Genomic DNA, 19,921 nt, shown 5'->3' with positions numbered 1-19,921 from the left:
ATCGGAAAACCGGTGTCCACTTTTCCGGGATCATGCCTGAAGTTTTTAGCGCACGAGGCAAGGACGCTTGTCGTCGAAGGTCCAGCCGGGGATCAGGTACTGCATGGCAATAGCGTCATCCCGGGCACCGAGTCCATGCTGCTTGTAGAGGCCATGCGCGGCTTCGATGGCTGCCCGGTCGATTTCGATGCCAAGACCCGGCTTGTCGGGGATGGCGATCTTGCCGCCCTTGATCTGGAGCGGCTCCTTGGTGAGCGCCTGGCCGTCTTGCCAGATCCAGTGGGTGTCGATGGCGGTGACCCTGCCGGGAGCGGCTGCACCGACATGGGTGAACATGGCGAGCGAAATGTCAAAATGGTTGTTGGAGTGCGAGCCCCAGGTCAGGCCGTTGTCGCGGCAGGTCTGGGCGACGCGCACCGAGCCTTGCATGGTCCAGAAATGGGGGTCGGCCAGCGGGATATCAACCGCGCCGAGTCTCAATGCGTGAGACAGCTGGCGCCAGTCGGTGGCGATCATGTTCGTGGCAGTCGGCAGTCCCGTGGCGCGGCGGAACTCGGCCATGATCTCGCGGCCGGAGAAGCCGGCTTCGGCGCCGCAGGGGTCCTCGGCATAGGCAAGGATGCCGTGCATGTTCTTGCAGAGGCTGACCGCCTCATCGAGCGACCAGGCGCCGTTCGGATCAAGCGTGACGCGCGCATTGGGAAAACGCTTGGCGATCGCGGTGACGGCCTCGATCTCCTGCTCGCCGCGCAAGACGCCGCCCTTCAGCTTGAAATCGGCAAAGCCATAGTGATCGTGGGTCGCTTCCGCGAGCCGCACGATTGTCTCGGGCGTCATCGCTTCCTGATGGCGCAGGTTGAACCAATCCGGCTTGCCGCTCTCGCCTTCGACATAGGCGAGGCTCGTCTTGCGGCGGTCGCCGACGAAGAAGAGATAGCCGAGCGTCTCGACGCTCTTGCGCTGCTGGCCCTCGCCGAGCAGCGCTGCGACGGGCAGGCCCAGATGCTGGCCGAGCAGGTCGAGCAGCGCGGATTCCACCGCTGTCACGGCGTGGATCATCACGCGCAGGTCAAAGGTCTGCTTGCCGCGGCCGCCGGCGTCACGGTCCGCAAAGGCGGTGCGGATGTCGGCGAGGATGTTGTTGAGGGCGCCGACCGTCTTTCCAACCACGAGATCGCGGGCGTCTTCCAGCGTCTTGCGGATCTTTTCGCCGCCCGGCACCTCGCCGACGCCGGTATGTCCGGAGTTGTCGGTGAGGATGACGATGTTGCGGGTGAAGAACGGCGCATGCGCGCCGCTCAGATTGAGGAGCATGCCGTCGCGGCCGGCGACCGGGATCACCTGCATCGACGTGACGATTGGCGCGCCGGAAATTCCGCTCTCGACCATCTTCTGCTCCTCCCTTTTGTCTTTCGTTATTCTGCTGCCTGTTGTGCCGATTGCGCGGCGGGCAGGTTTTGCACGAGCGCGGTGAGTTCCGCCATCTCCTGCTCGTTGAGATCAGTGAGCGGCGGACGGACCGGACCGGAGTCGCGGCCGATCACCTTCATGCCGGCCTTGATGATCGAGACCGCATAGCCCTTCTTGCGGTTGCGGATCGCGATCAGCGGCAGGATGAAGTTCTTCAGGCCTGCATTGATCGTCTCGTGATCGCGCTTGCGCACGGCTGCGTAGAACTTGGTCGCAAACTCCGGCACGAAGTTGAACACGGCCGACGAATAGGTGGTGACGCCCATGTCGAGATAGGGCAGGGCGAAGGTCTCGGCTGTCGGCAGGCCGCCGACATAGGTCAGGCGGTCGCCGAGCTTGGTGTAGACGCGGGTCATCAGCTCGATGTCGCCGATGCCGTCCTTGTAGCCGACGAGGTTCGGGCAGCGCTCGGCGAGGCGGGCGAGCGTGTCGGGCTGGAGGATGGCATTGTCGCGGTTGTAGACGATGACGCCGATCTTCACGGAAGCGCAGACCGCCTCGACATGGGCGGCGAGGCCGTCCTGCTCGGAATGGGTGAGATAGGGCGGCAGCAGCAACAGGCCGTCGGCGCCGGCCTTTTCCGCGCCGATCGCGATCTCGCGCGCGGTTGCGGTGCCGTAGCCGGTGCCGGCGAGCACGGGCACGCGGCCCTTGGTCTCGTCGACGGCGACCTTGACCACCTGCGGAACCTCGGCCGGCGTCAGCGAGAAGAACTCGCCGGTGCCGCCGGCGGCGAACAGGCCCGCGACGTCATAGCCGCACAGCCAGTCCATGTTGGCGCGGTACGTCGCCTCGTCGAAGGAGTAGTCCGCCTTGAACGGCGTGACGGGGAAGGACAGGAGGCCGGAGCCGATCTTCTGGGCCATCTCCTGCGGGGTCATCTTGCTCATGGGCGCTGCTCCCTCTGGGTTTTGAAGGCGGCGCGCGGACCTGCGCGCCGGATGTTTTGGAGGACGCGCGGTGTGGCGTCCGATGTCTCGGAGGTCGCGCTGTAGACGCGCGTCCATGGGCCGTTACTTAAGAGACCGTTCGATGCGCGTCCAAGCCAAATCCTATATCGAATGATACAAATTCAGCATCAATCTTCCATGGTCTCCGACGCGGCCAATTCGCCTGCGATTTTCACCAGTGCCGACAGCAGCGGGTTCTCGTCATCGCGCCGCCAGACCATGAAGAGCTCGACCGGAATGCGCGTGCGGAGTTTGAGCGGCCGCAGGCGGACGTCGGAGATCTTCAGGCTCGCGGCCGCCGCCGGCACGATGGCAAGCCCGAGCCCCGCGCGCACCATGGCGAGGATCGAGTGGATCTGGCTCAAGTGCTGGACATAGCGTGGCAGCACGTCGGCGCGGGTGAAGAGCGCGACCAGCAGGTCGTGGAAATAGCGGCTCTCATAGGGCGAATACATCACGAAGGGCTGGTCGTCGAAGTCCTTGATGGTGACGCTTTCGGCATTCGCCAGCGGGTGCTTCTTCGGGATCGCGGCGAGCAGGGGCTCGGCGACGACGCGGCGGCTCGCAAGCTCCGGCCGCGCGATCGGCGGCCGGAGCAGGCCGGCATCGATCTGGCCCGAAGCCAGCGCCTCGAACTGGTCGCCCGAGACCATCTCCTTCAGCGAGAAGTCGACTTCGGGGAGTTTTGCGCGGCAGGCGGCGACGAGCTCGGGCAGGAAGCCGTAGGCGGCCGCGGCCGTGAAACCGATCTTCACCGAGCCGGTCTTGCCGAGCGCGATGCGGCGGGCGACCTGCGAGGCGCTCTCCGCGAGCTTCAGAATACGCCGCGCTTCAGGCAGGAAGCTGCGTCCGGCCGGCGTCAGGCGCACCGAGCGGCTGGTGCGCTCCAGCAGCGGTGCGTCGATGATGTGCTCGAGCACCTGGATCTGCCGCGACAGCGGCGGCTGGGTCATGTTGAGCCGCGCGGCGGCGCGGCCGAAATGCAATTCCTCCGCCACGGTGACGAAGCAGCGGAGTTGGTTGAGGTCGAACATCGATACTGGCCTTAGATGGATAAGGCGTTTCCCCGGCACTTCTAGCATCGATGACCTCCGAAACAAAGACGGCGGCCGTGAAGCCGCCGTAAGTTGCCTGGTCTGCTCCGCTTTTGCCGGAGCGCTCATGAGGAACGCTTGAGCACGACCCGCTGGATCTGGCCGACGACCACGAGATAGGCGAACGCTGCGACCAGCGCGTTGACGCCGACGAAGACGAGGGCGCCGTTGAACGAGCCGGTTGCGGCCACGATGTAGCCGATCACGATCGGGGTGGTGATCGAGGAGAGGTTGCCGAAGGTGTTGAACAGGCCGCCGGAAACGCCGCCGGCTTCCTTGGGCGAGGTGTCGGAGACGACCGCCCAGCCGAGTGCGCCGATGCCCTTGCCGAAGAAGGCGAGCGCCATGAAGCCGATCACCAGCGCCTGGCCGTCGACATAGTTGCAGCCGATGATCGCCATCGACAGCAGCATGCCGCCGACGATCGGGATCTTGCGCGCCATGGTCAGCGAGCCCGTCTTGCGCAGGATCGCATCCGAGATGATGCCGCCGAGCACGCCGCCGATGAAGCCGCACAAGGCCGGCAGCGTCGCGACGAATCCCGCCTGCAGGATCGACAGGCCGCGCTCCTTGACGAGGTACACCGGGAACCAGGTCAGGAAGAAATAGGTCAGCGTGTTGATGCAGTACTGGCCGAGATAGACGCCGAGCATCATGCGGTTGGAGAGAAGCTGGCGGATGTGGTCCCATTTCGGGCCCGAGTCCGGTGCGCGCTCGTCTTTCAGATCGTCCTTGGGCGCGTCGAGATCGACCAGCGCGCCGCCTTCCCTGATGTAGTCGAACTCGGCCTCGTTGATGGAAGGGTGCTCCTTCGGGCCGTAGATGGTCTTGATCCAGACCAGGCCCATGACGACGCCGAGCGCGCCCATCACGAAGAACACGTAGCGCCAGCCGTAATCATGGGCGATCCAGCCCATCAGAGGCGCGAAGATCACGGTTGCGAAATACTGCCCGGAATTGAAGAAGGCCGATGCGGTGCCGCGCTCATTGCCCGGGAACCAGGCCGCCACGATGCGGGCGTTGGCAGGGAAGGAGGGCGCCTCCGCGATGCCAACCAGAAAGCGTAGCGCGAACAGCATCGCGACCGCGGTTCCCGCGCCGAGGAAGCCGACCCAGCCCTGCATCAGCGTGAACAGCGACCAGACGATGATGCTGAAGGCATAGACGATGCGCGAGCCGTAGCGATCGAGTAGCCAGCCGCCCGGCACCTGCGCGATCACATAGGACCAGCCGAAGGCCGAGAAGATGTAGCCCATGGCGACGGGATCGAGATGGAGCTCCTTGGAGAGTGCGGGACCTGCGATCGACAGCGTCGCGCGGTCGGCATAATTGACGGTGGTGACCAGGAACAACATGGTCACGATGAACAGCCTGACGCGGGACCTCTTCACGTCCGCTGCGGACACCACTGCGCTCATGCGCGCGCCTCCTCGAATTTGAATGTTTCCTCGAGAGGATTCCTAGAGTGGCGCGCACGAAAGTGCCAAGTTGAAGGGAGTATCGATTGATACCGTTTTTGGATTGATCGAACGGCAGGGCCGCGGAAACGAAGGCGTCGCGGGCGAGAGATCGTAGCCACACGCACTGCTGTCATTCCCGGCGAAAGCTACGCCTCGGCTTATCCGCGTTCGTCACGGCCTCTGGAATACTGGATCGTCCGCCCCAGTGCGCAAGTGCGCACAAAGGCGGACGATGACACCGAGAGTGTGCTTGCAGTGCGCCTACCGCTGCAGGCCTGGCAGCAACGGCGCCAGCAAGCCGCGGGTGAAGCCGGGAGGCACGGCGTCGAGGCCGAGCACGGTGCTTGCGGCAGGCAGGGCCGCATCCGCCATCGCGGCGTGGCCCTCTGCGGACGGATGCACCGCGCCGCCATAGACGGCGGAGAGCACGCCCCAGGCGGCGTCGTGAATGTCGTTCGGCTGGCTCGCGGCGGGCAGTCCTTGCGGATAGGTCATTGCGGCGAAGTAGCTGTCATTGGCGTCGCGGATCCAGCGGGCGCGCGGCAGGTAGGCGCGATATTCGGAGGCGCCGCGGCCGCACAGCATCGGCTGGCTCGCAGCGGTGACGATGTCAGGGTTAAAGCTCTGGCCGTTCTCGGCAAAACAGGCGCGGTCGAATTCGGGGTCGGAGCCTGAATGCGCGCAGAAGCCATGGTCGGCGAACAAACCTTGGTGCGTATCGACGAAGGTCATGCGATCGGATTCGGGATCGCGGCACAGCGCGCCTTGCGTGCAGGTCGCGAGTCCCTTGAGCTGCGGCAGGAATTCGGTGTCGACATAGGTCGAGACCCGGGCGAGCCGCTGCGGATCGGCGTTGAAGGCCGGATGGATGTCGAAGCCGGCGCGGCCGCCACGGCACGGCACGCCGCCGTCCGCGAGCGCCGGATTGGCGTAGGAGACATAGACGACGTGCGAGAGGTCGCCGTCGACCAGCGGCTTCAGGGCCTCGCGCAGCTTGACGAAATTCCTGGGCAGTTCGCGCGCGAGCGCATCGCGTGAATCGTCGACACCAGCCATCACGCCGGAGCGCGTGAACAGCGCGCGTTCGGTCGCGGTGTCCACGATCACGTCGGCGACGAGGCCGGAGAAATAGACGTCGTTGGCGCCGATCGAGAGCAGCACGAGGTCAAGCCTGCGGTCCGGCTGGCGTTTCCTCGCCGCAGTGAGTGCCTCGCGCAACTCGGCCACTTGCGCATTGACGCTGGTTTGGCAGGTGCCGCTCTTGCCGGGCGGGCATTCGCGCGCACGCTGCGAGCCCAAGAGCCCGTCGCTGATGCTCGCGCCGGTGCAGGCGAGCGGCAGATAGGTCACGGCGATGTGGGGATAGCGGACCGCAAGTGCGAGCGCGGTGCGGCTCTGGTAGCTGTAGAGCGAGCGATGGCAGGCGGCGTTGAACCAGAGTGCGCCGTAGCGCTGCCAGTTGGCGAGCGTGTCCGGCGCCTCGCAGGCTCGCCCGCCCTTGAAGCCGGCGCGGCTCGGCCGGTAGTACTGTCCGCCGGAGGTGCCGAGATAGGAGCGGAAGCAGAAACCGTCGTCGGACAGTGCGATCGGGCGGTCCGGATTACCCTCGCCGGAGGCGATGCTGTCGCCTAAGCCCGCAACGAAGATGTCGCGGACCTGGATCTCGGTCTGGATGCGTTGGGTCGGGTCGGAGCCCGAGGAGACGTCGACGGTCGCCACCGTCTGCTTGCCGTAGCGGACGCGCAGGTTCACCGGCTCGGCGCAGTCGAAGGTCGAGGCCTGCGGCCCGTCGCCGTCGTCGAACGACCAGGCGCAGGTGGCGCCGACCGGCACGGCGCCGGTCAGGCGCACGGTCACCGGGTGGTCGATCGGGGTGATGTAGTTCTCTTTGACGTTGTCGCGGGTGCAGGGCTGGTTGACCCTGCCCTGGAGGTCGATGCAGAGGCGATTGACCATGTTGCGGGCCCAGCCGCGGCCCTCGCTTTGCATCTCCAGCGACTGCTCGGCGGCGAGGATGCTGCGGTTGCGGGCGTTCTCGACGTGGAGAAGGAAGTCGCGCTCCTCCCGGAACAGGCGGAAGCGGTTGCGCACCTCCCAGGTGATCTGGAGGCTGCCGTCCTGCGCGGCAGCGCGTTCAGGCGGCAAAGCGCCGAACATCCCGGCAAGCAGGGCGCCGGCGAGGAAGGTGCGGAGGTTGGCTCGGATCATAGCCCGCGCTTTCAACGTCAAAGTTGAGGCGGAAATAAGAGAGGCTTCCTCGACCCGCCTTCGACGTTTGTCTGACCGGTTTAGCTCTTGCCGTCCAGGGTTTTGCCTCCGTCTAGCGCTTGCTGGCCTGCCGCAGCGACCGTTCGCGCTCCATCTGCGTCACCTGCTTGGGCAGGTTGGCCTGCGCGCAGGCCTCAGCCAGCCGCCGGCGCTCCTGCCACGGCTCCACGACGTTCATCCAGAGTTCGCGCGCGCCCATGATGGAAATGGCGAGGCCGAACGGGATCATGAAATAGAGGATGCGGAAGACCAGGAGGGTCGCGAGCAACTGCTCGCGGCCGAATTCGGGGAGCGCTACCAGCATGGCGGCGTCGAATACGCCGATGCTGCCGGGGGCGTGGCTGGCAAAGCCCAGCAGCGTCGCCAGGATGAACACCACCGCGAGCGACATGAAATCGATCGGCGGGGTGGACGGCACCAGGAGGTACATCGCCATGGCGCAGAAGCCGAGATCGACCACGCCAATCAGAATCTGCACGAGCGTCAGCGGCGCCGACGGCAGCACCACCTTCCAGCCCTTCTGACCGAGCTCGCGGCGCTTCTCCCCCATCGACAGCCATACGAGGTAAGCGGTGATCGAGGCGAGGCCGCCAAAGGCGATCAGGCGGTTGATCGCGGAGGGGAGCTGGTCCATCGCGGAGGCGGCATCGGGGTGGATCGCCATGCCGATCGAGAGCACGAAGATGTTACCGAGCCAGAAGGTGAGTCCGGAGAGGAAGCAGATCTTTGCAACGTCGATCGCATTCAGCCCGTAGTCCGAATAGATCCGGAAGCGGATCGCCCCACCGGTGAAGACGGTCGCGCCGATGTTGTGGCCGATTGAATAGGAGGTGAAGCTGGACAGCGCTGCGATGCGGTAGGGGACGTGCTTCTTGCCGATCGTTCGCAGTGCGAAGAAGTCGTAGAAGGTCAGCGTACAGAAAGCGAAAAAGACGCAGAGCGCCGCAAGGCCGATGTTGCCGCGGGGGATCTCGGTTAACGCGGTCAGGATGACGCCGGTGTCGATGCCCTTGAGGGTGCGCACCAGCGTGGTGATCGCGAAGGCGATGATCATGACGCTCGCGGCAATGCCGAGCCGACGCCAGCCGATCCATCTCTTGAAGCCGCGTTTCATCGCGGGCAGCACGTCCTGCATTCATCCTCCCGGCGGGGCACACTTAACCATAAAGCCTACCCAATCGAGCTGGGAGCTGATCGAGTGCGATCGCGCCCGAAGGTTGGCACTGATCGCAAGGCATATCCTAGTTCCTTAAGGCAAAAACAGCGCTTTGTGCAGCCCTTGACAACGGAAGCTTCTGCGCTGGGATAGCCCTTTTTGTCATACGTCCTACACATTGTCGCGCGTTAAGGATTACGAGTCGCGACATTGCCGTATCGTTGCCAGCATTTTGCCAAACCGCAGCGCGGTTCGCCTTGTTCCAGCTCAAGGTTTTCAATCCCTTCGGAACGTCCCTCGTGTGTCTCGGTTAGCGCCGTATCAACAACCGAACACGGCGCGATGGCGGCCTGTACGCACGCAGGCGGGCGCCGCTCTGTTCCCGAAGCGCAAGGATTGGAACGATGGGACTGTTCACCAAGGACATCAAGAGCATGAACGACCTGTTCGTGCATCAATTGCAGGACATCTATTACGCCGAGCAGCAGCTCACCAAGGCGCTGCCGAAAATGGCAAATAAGGCGACCGATCCGCAGTTGAAGCAGGGCTTTTTGACGCACCTCGATGAAACCAAGCAGCATGTGAAGCGGCTGGAAGAGGTGTTCAAGATGCATGGCGTCGAGGTGAAGGCGATCGATTGCCCGGCGATCGACGGCATCATCGAGGAAGCCAATGACACCGCCGGCGAGGTCGCAGACAAGGCGGTGCTGGATGCGGCCCTCATCAATGCCGCGCAGGCCGCCGAGCATTACGAGATCGTCCGCTACGGCAGCCTGATCGCCTGGGCCAAGCAGCTCGGCCGCAATGACTGCGCGGCGGTGCTCGCCAAGACGCTGGAGGAAGAGAAGGCGACCGACAAGAAGCTGACCATGATCGCCGAGACCAAGGTGAACCTGCGCGCGGCGAGCTAGGCCCACGTCGTCGCGACAGCGCCGCAGAAGTCGAGCGCGGCGTTTTCGCGAGATGTCATCCCCGCGAGGGCGAGGGCGGGGGATCCAGTATGCCGCGGCGCCTCAGTATACCGCACCGCCTCTGGAATACCGGATCGCCCGCCCCAGTGCGCAAGCGCGCATAAAGGCGGGCGATGACACCGAGAGGTGGCGAATTCGTTCCTCAAGCGAATAACTCAGCATTCATAATTCGACCTGTATCGAATCATGCTTGGGGCTAGACCTGTATCCTTCGCATGGGGCTGCAATCGGGATGGCAGCATGCGGACCAATATAGCCCATACCAATATCGACTACGCGTCCTCGGGAAACACGCAGCGCTCGCGCCTTGCCACCTCGCTGACACTCGCGGCTATGAGTCTTGGCTATGGCGTGGTGCAGCTCGACGTCACCATCGTCAACACCGCGCTTCATGCCATGGGTACCGCGCTTGGCGGCGGGGTCGCCGAGCTGCAATGGGTGGTGAGCGCCTACACCATCGCCTTTGCCGCCTTCATCCTGACCGCCGGCGCGCTCGGCGATCGCGTCGGCGCCAAGCGCGTCTTCATGGCGGGTTTCGCCCTCTTCACCGCGGCCTCGCTCGCCTGCGCGCTGTCGCCGAATGCCATCGTCCTGATCGGCGCGCGGCTGATCCAGGGATTGGCGGCGGCGATCTTGGTGCCGAATTCGCTAGCCCTGCTCAACCACGCTTATCCGGACGAGAAGCAACGCGGCCGCGCCGTCGCGGTCTGGGCCGCAGGCGCCAGCCTTGCCTTAACCGCAGGGCCGTTCGTCGGCGGCGGCCTGATCACGCTGGTCGGCTGGCGGGCGATCTTCCTGGTCAACCTGCCGATCGGGCTGGTCGGCCTCTGGCTGACCTGGCGCTACACCGATGAGACCACGCGCTCGCTCGCGCGCGAGATCGATCTGCCCGGCCAGTGCGCGGCGATCGGCGCGTTAGGCGCGCTCGCCGGCGCGATCATCGAAGGCGGCGCGAAGGGCTGGTCGCATCCTGCCGTGATCGCGGCCTTCGTCGCGGCCGCCGTCCTGGCCGTGCTGTTCGTCTGGCGCGAGCAGCGCACGGCGCAGCCGATGCTGCCGCTGTCGCTGTTTGGCAACCGCATGTTCGCGCTGACCTCACTCGTGGGCCTGCTCGTGAACGTCGCGATCTACGGCCTGATCTTCGTGCTCAGCCTCTACTTCCAGGAGGTCAACGGACTGTCGGCCTGGTGGACCGGGCTTGCCTTCGTCCCGATGATGGGCGCGGTGCTGCCGGTGAATCTGCTGGCGCCGCGCATTTCCGAGCGCATCGGAGCCTGCAGGACCATGATCGTGGGCGCGGGCGTCTCGGCGCTGGGCTGCCTCGGCATGCTCGGCATGACTCCCGACACCAGCTATTGGGCGATCGCCGTGCAGATGATCGCGATCAGCGGCGGCCTCGGCCTTTTGGTGCCACCCCTGACCTCGACGCTGCTCGGCAGCGTTGAGAAGGCCCGCTCGGGCATCGCGGCCGGCGTGCTCAATGCGACCCGGCAGACCGGCAGCGTGCTCGGCGTTGCGCTGTTCGGCTCACTGGTTGCGGGGAACTTCATGACCGGCCTGCACGCTTCGCTGATCATTGCGGCAACTGTCCTGCTGCTGGCCGCGACGGCGATATGGCATAGCGCGGCAGCCGATGGTTAACCCTGAGTATGCTGCCTGCGCTCACAGCTTTCGTTCACCATGAGCCGAACCGGCATGTAGCCGGTTACCGACTGTCCATCTCTCGTCTCTTTAATGCAGGTGCCGAAAATGGACCTGCGATATGTACCAAGTTCTTTACTGTCTGACGGATCAGCATGACTGGGGCCTGGTCGCGCTGGGCGGCGCGGTCTGCTTGCTCGCCAGCGCGGCGGCGATCAGCCTGTTTCATCGGGCGCGCGCCACACAGGGCTCTGCGCGTCTGGTCTGGCTTGCGCTCGACGCCATCGTCAGCGGTTGCGGCATCTGGGCAACGCATTTCATCGCGATGCTGGCCTACGGGCCGGGCGCCGGTGCGGCCTACAACATTCCCGTGACGGTCCTGTCGCTGATCTTCGCGATCTCCGTGACCTTCGTGGGCCTGAGCATCGCGGCGTCATCGACGCGCACGCCATGGATACTTCTCGGCGGTGCCATCGTCGGCGGCGGCGTCGCGGCCATGCACTATACTGGCATGGCGGCGCTGGAGATGCCCGCGCACGTCGGCTGGGTGAGCGGCACGGTGACCGCCTCGATTCTGTTCGGAATCGTGTTCGGCGCGGCTGCCATCTATGTCGCGGCGCGGCGCGATGACCTCTCGCATGCTCTGAGCGCCACCGGCTTGCTCACGCTCGCCATCGTCTCGCATCACTTCACGGCGATGGGCGCCGTCGAGCTGACGCCGGATCCGACGCTCGCCACCAGCGGGTTGTCGATTGCGCCGGCGACGCTCTCCTTGCTCACCGCGAGCGCCGCGGCCGCCATCATCGCCATCGCACTCGTCGCCGCGATCCTCGATCGCCGCGCCAAGGGCCAATTGGGGCGCCAGCAGGTCGTGCTCGACACCGCGCTCGAGAACATGTCGCAGGGGCTGTGCATGTTCGACGGGGACGGCAGGATCCTGCTATTCAACGAGCATTATGCCTCGATGATGGGCCGGACCGGCATGACGTTGATCGGGCGTACGCTGCTCGAGGTCCTCGTGGAACAGAGGGCGATGGGCAAGTGGGAGGGCAACCCGCAGGAGTTTTTCGGCCGGCTGGTCGCCGACGCCCGCGAAAGCCGCAGCACCACCATGATCGTCAATCGCTTTGGCCGCTCGATCCGCGTCGTCAACCAGCCGATGCAGGGCGGCGGCTGGGTCGCGACCTTCGAGGATATCACCGAATGGCTGGCGGCGCAGGAGAAGATCTCCCACATGGCGCGCCACGACGCGCTGACCAATCTGCCGAACCGCGTGCTGTTCCACGAGCAGCTCGAGCAGGGCCTGCGCCTCGCCAGGCCCGGCGACCAGCTCGCGGTGCTTTGTCTCGACCTCGATCACTTCAAGGACATCAACGATTCACTCGGGCATCCGATCGGTGACGCGCTGCTCAAGGAGGTCGGCCGCAGGTTAGCTGCCTGCGCCGGCGAGAGAGACACCGTGGCGCGGCTCGGCGGTGACGAGTTCGCCGTGGTCCAGCTCGGTAAGGAGGAGGCGGCGACGACCGCGCTCGCCGGACGCCTGGTCGAGGTGATTTCCGCGCCCTATGAGATCGCCGACCATCAGATCATCATCGGCGTGTCGATCGGCATCTCGCTGTCGCCACAGGACGGCAGCAATCCGGACGAGCTGTTGAAGAACGCCGACCTCGCGCTGTACCGCGCCAAGGCCGATGGCCGCGGTACCTATCGCTTCTTCGAGACCGGCATGGATGCCCGCGCGCAGGCGCGGCGGCTGCTCGAAATGGATTTGCGGGCGGCGCTAAGCAGGAACGAGTTCGAGGTCCACTACCAGCCGATCCGCGACGTTGCCAGGGACCGCGTCGTGGCCTTCGAGGCACTGAGCCGATGGAATCACCCGCAGCGCGGCCTGATCTCGCCGGCCGCCTTCATTCCGCTCGCGGAAGAGACCGGCCTGATCGTGCAACTCGGCGAGCAGGTGCTGCGCAACGCCTGCGCCGATGCGGCCACCTGGCCCGAGGAAATCTGCGTCGCCGTCAACCTGTCGCCGGTGCAGTTCAAGAACCCGAACCTGGTCGCTTCGGTGACCGAGGCGCTGACCGCCTCGGGGCTTGCTGCCGGGCGCCTCGAGCTCGAGATCACTGAATCCGTGCTGCTCCAGAACAGCGAGGCAACGCTTGCGATCCTGCATGAACTACGCGCGCAGGGCGTGCGGATCTCGCTCGACGATTTCGGCACCGGCTATTCCTCGCTCAGCTACTTGCGCAGCTTCCCTTTCGACAAGATCAAGATCGACCGCTCCTTCGTGTCCGAGCTCTCGACGCGCGAGGATTCCATGGCAATCGTCCGTGCCGTCACCGGCCTCGGGCGCAGCCTCGGGATCGCGACCACGGCGGAGGGCGTCGAGAACGATGCGCAGCTCGAGCTCCTGCGGCGCGAGGGCTGTACCCAGGCGCAAGGCTATCTGTTCAGCGCGCCGCGGCCGGCGTCCGAGGTTGCGATGATGCTGGCGAAGCCCCGCCTGCGTGCCTCAGCCTGAACGTCAGGCCTTGCGGAGCGCGAAATGCGCGCCGCAGAACGCCATCACTGCGCCGAGGCACAGTGCGGCAAGGCCTGCAAGCACGCCGGAGATGGTCGGGATCGGGCTGGGTGCGGAGGCCGCCTGTCCGGCGCCGGCGAGCAAGAGCACGCCGACCGCGATCAGGAACTGCCGCATCCTTTGCGGGATCTGGCCCGAAACGGCGCTCTGCATCAGTGTCGCGGTGAAGTAGCCGCCCAAAAAGCCGACGGTGGCGATCAGCCACCACGCGATCGCCGCACCCGCGGGCATGAACTCATGCGTGTCCGAGCGCCAGAGCCCGCCGAGGTCGAGCCCGTAGCGCGCGCCCAGCATATGCACCGCGAGCGCGAGCAGCACGCCCGAGATCATCGCGCCGCCGAGAATCAGGTGACGGGGAAAAAAGATCGTCTCAGCCATGCCTGGTTTGTAGAATGGGCGAGGGGGGCGTGCAAGCCGATCAGGCCGAGCGCAGAGTTGATAAAGGTCGACGAGATGTCCGAGCTACAGGCCGTCGCGCAAGTCGTGAGCGAGCAAGTCACGAGCTACGCCTACAAGGCGTCGCTGATCGGCTCGGCGCACCGCTTCGAGCTGACGGATGAGGGCCTGTCGTGGCAGATCGCCGGCCGCTCCGGCCTGTGGCGCTATGGCGAGATCTCGGCGATCCGGCTGTCGTACCGACCCGTCTCGATGCAGCAGCACCGGTTTCGCGCCGATCTCCGCCATGCAGATGGCGGCCGCATCGCGATCCTGTCGACGACCTGGCAGACCGCGGCGCTGATGGCGGCGCAGGATCACGGCTTTCGCGATTTCATCGTCGCGCTGCACGCGCACATGGCAAAAGCGGGTAGCCGCGCCAAGCTGACCGCGGGCCTCGGGCGCACCGCCTACACGGCGGCGCTCGCGCTTCTGGCGATGCTGGCGGTGGCGATGGCCGGGCTTCTCATCCGCGCGATCGCGACCGGCGAATGGACGGGCGCGCTGTTCATCATCGGCTTCGCTGCGCTGTTCACCTGGCAGATCGGCGGCTTCATCCGCCGCAACCAGCCGCGCAGCTACAGCTTTGACGGGCTACCGCAGGCTCTGCTGCCGTAGCGGCGGCTGCAATCGCCGGTCATCAAACGTGACTTCGCGGAATCGGGCCCGTGTCGCATCCTCATCGTCATGGACCGCAGCACGCGAATGCCGACGGCAGACGAAATCGCCGCCATCAATGCCACGCATCTGATCGAGACGCCGCTTCGGCGGGCCGACCTGCTGTTCCTGTTCGGCACCCGCGAGGACGTCGCGCTGCGCGCCGGCACCGCGGCCCGGCTTTGGCGCGACGGCTATTTCCGCTGGTCGATCGTCAGCGGAGGAGTGACGCCGGGCTCGGAGCAATCCGAGTGCAAGCTCATCAAGGCCGCGATGGTCGAAGCCGGCATTCCGGCGGGCCGCATCCTCGAAGAGCACCGGGCGATGAATACGGGGGAGAACGTCGTCTTCTCGCTGCCGGTCATCGATGCTGCGCTCGGGCTGCAAAATATTCGCAGCGTGATCTGCCTCGGCAACACCTGGACGGCGCGTCGCTATCCCATGACGCTGCATCGGCACTGGCCGGAGGTGACGAAAATGCTTCTGACGGTCGACGGGTTTTCGACGCCGCGCGGGCTCTGGCACACCGATGCCGAGTTGCGCCGCCGCGTCCTGCATGAATGGGACAAGATCGAACCGTACAAGGCGAAGGGGTTCATTGCGGAGTGGCCGGTGACGTGAGGGGCCGGCGCGCTACTCCGTCGAATCAAAGTCCTCTTCCTTCGAGCGCAGCATCGCCGAGAGCGTGCGCAGGCCCGCGTCGAGCTGCTCGAAACTTGGTGCGCCAAGCGCCAGGCGGACGGCGTTGGGGGCATGCCCGTTGGCAATCGCGAACGTTGTGGACGGCGTCAGCGCGATGTCGCGGCGGCCGGCCGCGGCGACCAGCGTCTGCGAGCGCCAATGCGACGGCAGCGACAGCCACAGATGATAGGCCTTCGGATCGGCCTGGATATCGAAGCCGGCGAGGCGCTGCGCCGCCAGGTGCTGGCGTTTGCCCGCATCGATGCGTTTGAGGCGCGACAATTCGGCCGCGGTGCCGTCGGCCATCAGCCGCTGCCCGGCCGCGAAGGCATAGCCGGATGCGGTCCAGCCGCCCGAGCGCACCGAGGCCAGCACGCTTTCACGCAAATGCGGGGGGGCGACGATGAAGCCGAGCGCGAGCCCCGGCGCGACCTTCTTCGACAGGCTGTCGAGCACGAGGCAACGGTCCGGCGCGAGCGCGGCGAGCGGCACCTCGTCGGCGAGGAAGCTGTAGACGGTGTCCTCGATGATTGGCAGGTCGAGCTTCTCGGCGGCGCGCAGCACGTCGTTGCGGCGGCCGAGCGGCATGGTGATGCCGAGCGGGTTCTGCATCGTCGGCTGCAGATAGAGCGCGGCAAGATTCGCCTCGCGATGCGCTTTCTGGATCGCGTCCGGACGCACGCCGTGCTCGTCCATCGCGAGCGGCACCAGCGTGATGCCGAGGCGTGCGGCGATGCCCTTGATGAAGGGATAGGTCAGCGCCTCGACGCCGCAGCGTCCGCCCGCAGGCACGAGTGCGGCAAGCGCGGCGGCAATGCATTGCCGTCCGTTCGAGGTGAAGACGAGATGGTCGGCGTTCGGCGCCCAGCCCTTGCGTGCGAGGTATGATGCGGAAATGCTCCGAGCTGCCTGCGTGCCGGTGCTGGTCGCAGGCCGCAGCGCGACCTCGAGCGCCTCGGGGCGCTCGAGACCGGCGAGGCTCTTTGCGATCATCGCCGATTGCTGCGGCAGCAACGGATAGTTGAACTCGAAGTCGATCCGCGCGCCGCGCGGCTCGGCGGGAGCTGCGACGCCGCGCCGCGCCTCGCCGGAGATGAACGTGCCGCGGCCGACCTCGCCGACGACGAGCCCGCGACGCAGCAGCTCCGTATAAACACGGCTAGCGGTCGAGACCGCAATGCCACGCTCATAGGCGAAATTGCGCTGCGGCGGCAGGCGGTCGCCCGGCTTTAACGTCCCGTTAGTGATGTCGGCGGCAACGGCGTCGGCCAGCTTCACGTACTCGAACTTCGACATTATTGCACCGAGAGCAATGTTTCACTTGCACCGAGAATTGTACTGGAGCATTTTGGTTCCATCAAGTCCCGCGATTGAACCCCGGCTGCGCGAGCAATCCGAGGGCAATGAAGGAGCAGGCGCCGACCGGCGTCTGTGCCAGCGGCATCGCTTTCGCCGCACGGGACGATTGCCGGAGAAGAAACATGACCACCATCTCGCAAACTGCCGGGCAGCCTCTGAGCCCACCCTCGTCACGCGGATTCTTCCGCTCCCTCGTCAACGGCGCCGCTGCGCTGCTCGACTTCCTGGAGCGTCGCGCCGCCGTCAAGACGCTGAACGAACTCGACGACCGCGCGTTGCGCGACATCGGGATCACGCGCTCGCAGATCGAGGATGCGGTTTACGGGCAGGTGAAAGCCGAGCTGGCGCGCTACCTGTAACCAACTGCGGGGTCAGGCGACTGCGGCCCGTCCCCATGCTCCGCCAAAAGCTCGATCGTCCTCGGAACGGTCGGGCTTGCGGCGTGGCCTCGTTGAGGCGCCGTGTGCGCGCCGGTGTCGACGGTCGAGACGTCGCATGTGCGTGGCGACCTTGTCGACGAGTGCCGCGATCCGTGCTGACGCCTGCTTGACGACGAACAGGATCGTCGTGACTCGGCTCAGCACGCCAAGCAGGAACAGCACCGAGAAGACGTCGAGATAAGCGAGGAGATCGCCGACCAGCATCAGCTCGGGCGGGATCGGGATCCTGTGGTAGTAGGCCAGAACCAGAATGACGACGGGGATAAAGGCGATCACCTGCCGCACTGTCAGCCTGTCCAGAGCCGCGGCCAATTGCACGACCAGCACCTCCCAGAGCGCATCGCCGATCGCGAGCGGGACTTCGTAACTCCATTTGCGCCACCAGTCCCGCATGCAATTGCTCCGAGGTGTTTATCTGAGCAGAAGCTAGTGCCGGACCACCAGCACCGAGCATTTGGCGTAACGCACGACGTGCCCGGCATTTGAGCCAAGGAAATAGGTCCGCATCGCCGGACGGTGCGAAGTCATGACGATGAGGTCGGCCTTCATGTGCGCCGCTTCCTCCAGGATCTCGTGATAGATACCGCCCTGGCGTACCACGCTGGAGATACGCGGGGCGTCGATGCCGGACTCGCGTGCGACGATGGCGAGTGCTTCCTCGGAGGTCTGGCGCTGCTGCTCGTCGAAATCGGCCGGCACGTATTCGGCCAGCATCACCGGCGTCATCGGCAGCACGTTGAGTAGGCGCACCGTGCCGTTCCAGGTCTGCGACAGCGTGGCAGCCGTCGCGATCGCAGGTTTTGCGAGGTCGGTGTCGGCGAGATCGATGGGCACGAGAATGGACTTGAACATCTGCGCCTCCCTGTCTTTCAACGACCCGGGACGGCGCCCTGTCGCCCCTAAGCCTGCTTCAGCAACTTGGGGCTGACGAACAGCACCAGCTTCCCGCGGCGGTACGCTACGTCACCCCAATCCTTGACGTCAAAGTCGAAGACCGCAAGCCCCGCCGTCGGCAGGTTGTGGGCGAGCGCCTTGCGGCCGGCCTCGTCGCCGCCGCTGCCCATCAGCATCAACGCAACTTCATGCATGCCGGGATTGTGACCGACCAGCATCAGGTTTTTCGGCGAGGCGGGAATGGTTGCGGTGCGAATGGTTTCCAGGAGTTGTGCAGGGTCGGCGCCATAGAGTTCCGGCAGCAATTCGACCTGGGGCTCCGCGACACGGTTTTTCATGCTCTCCCAGGCGACGTCCCAGGTCTGCCTGGCCCGGACGGCCGGTGACACCAGCACGGTATTGGGGAACGGCGGATGATGGGCAATCCAGTCGCCCATATGGGCTGCATCCCGATGGCCGCGGTCGTCGAGGCGGCGGTCCTGGTCACGGCCGCTCGGTGCGTCAGTCTCGGTCTTGGCGTGACGCAGCAGCATCAAACGGCGCATGGCATTCTCGAATCATTTCGGTCTTATTTAATCTACAGGCAATGGTTCAGGACAAGGTGACAAGCGCCTGACCGGTGCCTTAAGAAAACGACATGAGCGAGACTTACACAAGCATGTCCCAGCAAGAAGCCGGCTTTCGCGAGCGGCTGACGTTCGATCTCGACGCCGATATCTGCGTCATCGGCGCGGGGCTCGCCGGGCTCACGGTCGCACTGGAGGCGGCTCGGCTCGGGGCCAGCGTGGCGGTGCTGGAGGGGCGGCATGTCGGCTGGAACGCCTCCGGCAACCAGCTCGGCACCGTGATGCCGGGTTTTGCGCTGCCGCTCGCCGACCTGATCGAGCGCGTTGGTTTCGAGGACGCGCGCGAGCTCTGGGCGCTGTCGAAGGAGGGCGCCGAGTTCGTGCGCGCCAACGCCACCGAAGCGGCGATGCCAGGGATCGGCGTGACCGGCGGCGTGCTCGAGGTCTCCAATGTCGATGCCGGCGACCGGCTGATCAGCCGGCTCCAGATGCTGAACGAGGATTTCGACACCGAGGCCGAGGGCTGGCAGGCTAACCGCGTGCGCGCGGTGCTCAGCACCGACCGCTATTTCCACGGTGTCTATTATCCGAGGGCGTTCCAGGTCGATGGTCGAAAATATGTCCACGGGCTCGCGGCCTTGGCGCGGCGGGCCGGCGCGCGCATCTTCGAGGAAACGCCGGTCGTCAGCATCGATCATTCCGGCATCCGCAAGCGCATCGTGACGCCGTCGGCGCGCCTGCGCGCCACGCATATCGTGCTCGCTGGCAACATCCATCTCGGCGCGCCGCTGAAGCGCCTGTCAGACACGCTGCTGCCGGTCTGGCGCTATGCCGGAATCACCGCACCGCTCGGCGAGCGCCTCTCCGAAATCCTCGCCTTCAAGGGATCGGTGATGGATACCGACGGCATCGATCATTTCCGCGTCGTCGATGGCGACCGCTTGATGTGGGAAAGTCCGGAAACGACATGGGCCGCGAGTCCGCAACGCTTCGCCGGCGCCATCAAGCGCCGGATCCGCACGATCTTTCCTGATCTCGGCGAGGTCGAGATCGCCGAGATGTTTGGCGGGGCAACCGGCCAGACCGTGCACGGCATGCCGCAGATCGGGCAGCTCCGCAAAGGCCTGTGGGTGGCAAGCGGCTTCGGCCGCCAAGGCATGAATACCTCGGCCATGGCCGGTCAGATCATTGTCCGCAGCATCCTCCGGGGCGACGAGCGCTGGCGCCTGTTCTCGCCCTTCGAGCTGGTCTGGGCGGGTGGGATCGCGGGGCGGGCGGCCGGCCAATTGATCGGGCTCTGG

General features: G+C 65.5%; 18 protein-coding genes. 7 read left to right on the top strand and 11 right to left on the bottom strand.

Going from position 1 to position 19,921, the window contains the following annotated elements:
• Positions 1-45: 45 nt before the first annotated feature.
• The 6 genes from gudD to SO139_RS37450 all read right to left on the bottom strand — a co-directional run bounded on the left by gudD (position 46) and on the right by SO139_RS37450 (position 8,377).
• Positions 46-1,389 (bottom strand): glucarate dehydratase, encoded by a 1,344-nt coding sequence (gudD, locus tag SO139_RS37475; protein WP_498541596.1) that lies wholly within the window; start codon positions 1,387-1,389, stop codon positions 46-48.
• A gap of 26 nt (positions 1,390-1,415) precedes the next feature.
• Complete coding sequence (gene kdgD, locus SO139_RS37470) at positions 1,416-2,360, bottom strand: 5-dehydro-4-deoxyglucarate dehydratase (protein WP_449377033.1); 945 nt, start codon at positions 2,358-2,360, stop codon at positions 1,416-1,418.
• Between the two features lie 188 nt (positions 2,361-2,548).
• On the bottom strand, positions 2,549-3,454 hold the full coding sequence (locus SO139_RS37465; protein ID WP_449377034.1) for a LysR family transcriptional regulator: 906 nt from the start codon (positions 3,452-3,454) through the stop codon (positions 2,549-2,551).
• A 125-nt stretch (positions 3,455-3,579) separates the two neighbouring features.
• Positions 3,580-4,932: an MFS transporter gene (locus SO139_RS37460; RefSeq protein ID WP_449377035.1), complete on the bottom strand. Its 1,353-nt coding sequence runs from the start codon at positions 4,930-4,932 to the stop codon at positions 3,580-3,582.
• Positions 4,933-5,235: 303 nt separating this feature from the next.
• On the bottom strand, positions 5,236-7,182 hold the full coding sequence (locus SO139_RS37455; protein ID WP_498541595.1) for an SGNH/GDSL hydrolase family protein: 1,947 nt from the start codon (positions 7,180-7,182) through the stop codon (positions 5,236-5,238).
• A 112-nt stretch (positions 7,183-7,294) separates the two neighbouring features.
• A complete protein-coding gene (locus tag SO139_RS37450) occupies positions 7,295-8,377 on the bottom strand; it encodes a lysylphosphatidylglycerol synthase transmembrane domain-containing protein (protein WP_449377037.1) in 1,083 nt (360 codons plus the stop codon).
• 425 nt (positions 8,378-8,802) lie between these two features.
• Here SO139_RS37450 and SO139_RS37445 point away from each other — a divergent pair, with 425 nt between their 5' ends.
• The 3 genes from SO139_RS37445 to SO139_RS37435 all read left to right on the top strand — a co-directional run bounded on the left by SO139_RS37445 (position 8,803) and on the right by SO139_RS37435 (position 13,528).
• Positions 8,803-9,309 (top strand): YciE/YciF ferroxidase family protein, encoded by a 507-nt coding sequence (locus SO139_RS37445; protein ID WP_449377038.1) that lies wholly within the window; start codon positions 8,803-8,805, stop codon positions 9,307-9,309.
• A gap of 300 nt (positions 9,310-9,609) precedes the next feature.
• Positions 9,610-11,010 (top strand): MFS transporter, encoded by a 1,401-nt coding sequence (locus tag SO139_RS37440; protein WP_449377039.1) that lies wholly within the window; start codon positions 9,610-9,612, stop codon positions 11,008-11,010.
• A 121-nt stretch (positions 11,011-11,131) separates the two neighbouring features.
• Complete coding sequence (locus tag SO139_RS37435; protein ID WP_498541594.1) at positions 11,132-13,528, top strand: putative bifunctional diguanylate cyclase/phosphodiesterase; 2,397 nt, start codon at positions 11,132-11,134, stop codon at positions 13,526-13,528.
• A gap of 3 nt (positions 13,529-13,531) precedes the next feature.
• Here SO139_RS37435 and SO139_RS37430 read toward each other — a convergent pair whose 3' ends face one another.
• Entirely contained in the window at positions 13,532-13,966 is a 435-nt protein-coding gene (locus SO139_RS37430) for a hypothetical protein (RefSeq protein ID WP_498541593.1), read from the bottom strand.
• A 75-nt stretch (positions 13,967-14,041) separates the two neighbouring features.
• Here SO139_RS37430 and SO139_RS37425 point away from each other — a divergent pair, with 75 nt between their 5' ends.
• Positions 14,042-14,641 carry a hypothetical protein gene (locus SO139_RS37425; protein WP_498541592.1) on the top strand — a complete coding sequence of 200 codons (600 nt, stop codon included), beginning with the start codon at positions 14,042-14,044 and terminating at the stop codon, positions 14,639-14,641.
• 87 nt (positions 14,642-14,728) lie between these two features.
• The gene (locus tag SO139_RS37420; RefSeq protein ID WP_498541591.1) at positions 14,729-15,301 is read left to right on the top strand and encodes a YdcF family protein; all 573 of its coding nucleotides are present in this window, start codon (positions 14,729-14,731) and stop codon (positions 15,299-15,301) included.
• Positions 15,302-15,313: 12 nt separating this feature from the next.
• On the opposite strand, the gene SO139_RS37415 is transcribed toward SO139_RS37420, so the two are convergent.
• Positions 15,314-16,657 carry an aminotransferase-like domain-containing protein gene (locus tag SO139_RS37415; protein ID WP_449377044.1) on the bottom strand — a complete coding sequence of 448 codons (1,344 nt, stop codon included), beginning with the start codon at positions 16,655-16,657 and terminating at the stop codon, positions 15,314-15,316.
• 185 nt (positions 16,658-16,842) lie between these two features.
• Here SO139_RS37415 and SO139_RS37410 point away from each other — a divergent pair, with 185 nt between their 5' ends.
• Complete coding sequence (locus SO139_RS37410) at positions 16,843-17,079, top strand: DUF1127 domain-containing protein (protein ID WP_449377045.1); 237 nt, start codon at positions 16,843-16,845, stop codon at positions 17,077-17,079.
• 12 nt (positions 17,080-17,091) lie between these two features.
• Here the strand turns inward: SO139_RS37410 and SO139_RS37405 are convergent, their stop codons facing one another.
• Genes SO139_RS37405 through SO139_RS37395 form a run of 3 tightly spaced genes read right to left on the bottom strand, consistent with a single transcriptional unit; the run spans position 17,092 to position 18,599 of the window.
• Entirely contained in the window at positions 17,092-17,553 is a 462-nt protein-coding gene (locus SO139_RS37405; RefSeq protein WP_449377046.1) for a hypothetical protein, read from the bottom strand.
• A gap of 33 nt (positions 17,554-17,586) precedes the next feature.
• On the bottom strand, positions 17,587-18,012 hold the full coding sequence (locus SO139_RS37400; RefSeq protein ID WP_027528656.1) for a universal stress protein: 426 nt from the start codon (positions 18,010-18,012) through the stop codon (positions 17,587-17,589).
• 47 nt (positions 18,013-18,059) lie between these two features.
• Positions 18,060-18,599, bottom strand: coding sequence for a SixA phosphatase family protein (locus SO139_RS37395; protein WP_449377047.1), 540 nt, complete (start codon positions 18,597-18,599; stop codon positions 18,060-18,062).
• Positions 18,600-18,691: 92 nt separating this feature from the next.
• Between SO139_RS37395 and SO139_RS37390 the strand changes: the two genes are divergently transcribed.
• Positions 18,692-19,921 (top strand): NAD(P)/FAD-dependent oxidoreductase (locus SO139_RS37390; protein WP_498541590.1); only part of this gene is annotated, 1,230 nt, incomplete at its 3' end.

The organism is Bradyrhizobium sp. UFLA05-89 (assembly GCF_059803475.1).
The sequence above is the reverse complement of the archived record's forward strand: the minus strand, read 5'-3'. Positions and strand labels throughout refer to the sequence as shown.

Coding starts and splice junctions, on each gene's coding strand:
- gudD (WP_498541596.1), bottom strand. CDS start 1,389: ATGGTCGAGAGCGGAATTTCCGGCGCGCCAATCGTCACGTCGATGCAG.
- kdgD (WP_449377033.1), bottom strand. CDS start 2,360: ATGAGCAAGATGACCCCGCAGGAGATGGCCCAGAAGATCGGCTCCGGC.
- SO139_RS37465 (WP_449377034.1), bottom strand. CDS start 3,454: ATGTTCGACCTCAACCAACTCCGCTGCTTCGTCACCGTGGCGGAGGAA.
- SO139_RS37460 (WP_449377035.1), bottom strand. CDS start 4,932: ATGAGCGCAGTGGTGTCCGCAGCGGACGTGAAGAGGTCCCGCGTCAGG.
- SO139_RS37455 (WP_498541595.1), bottom strand. CDS start 7,182: ATGATCCGAGCCAACCTCCGCACCTTCCTCGCCGGCGCCCTGCTTGCC.
- SO139_RS37450 (WP_449377037.1), bottom strand. CDS start 8,377: ATGCAGGACGTGCTGCCCGCGATGAAACGCGGCTTCAAGAGATGGATC.
- SO139_RS37445 (WP_449377038.1), top strand. CDS start 8,803: ATGGGACTGTTCACCAAGGACATCAAGAGCATGAACGACCTGTTCGTG.
- SO139_RS37440 (WP_449377039.1), top strand. CDS start 9,610: ATGCGGACCAATATAGCCCATACCAATATCGACTACGCGTCCTCGGGA.
- SO139_RS37435 (WP_498541594.1), top strand. CDS start 11,132: ATGTACCAAGTTCTTTACTGTCTGACGGATCAGCATGACTGGGGCCTG.
- SO139_RS37430 (WP_498541593.1), bottom strand. CDS start 13,966: ATGGCTGAGACGATCTTTTTTCCCCGTCACCTGATTCTCGGCGGCGCG.
- SO139_RS37425 (WP_498541592.1), top strand. CDS start 14,042: ATGTCCGAGCTACAGGCCGTCGCGCAAGTCGTGAGCGAGCAAGTCACG.
- SO139_RS37420 (WP_498541591.1), top strand. CDS start 14,729: ATGCCGACGGCAGACGAAATCGCCGCCATCAATGCCACGCATCTGATC.
- SO139_RS37415 (WP_449377044.1), bottom strand. CDS start 16,657: ATGTCGAAGTTCGAGTACGTGAAGCTGGCCGACGCCGTTGCCGCCGAC.
- SO139_RS37410 (WP_449377045.1), top strand. CDS start 16,843: ATGACCACCATCTCGCAAACTGCCGGGCAGCCTCTGAGCCCACCCTCG.
- SO139_RS37405 (WP_449377046.1), bottom strand. CDS start 17,553: ATGCGGGACTGGTGGCGCAAATGGAGTTACGAAGTCCCGCTCGCGATC.
- SO139_RS37400 (WP_027528656.1), bottom strand. CDS start 18,012: ATGTTCAAGTCCATTCTCGTGCCCATCGATCTCGCCGACACCGACCTC.
- SO139_RS37395 (WP_449377047.1), bottom strand. CDS start 18,599: ATGCGCCGTTTGATGCTGCTGCGTCACGCCAAGACCGAGACTGACGCA.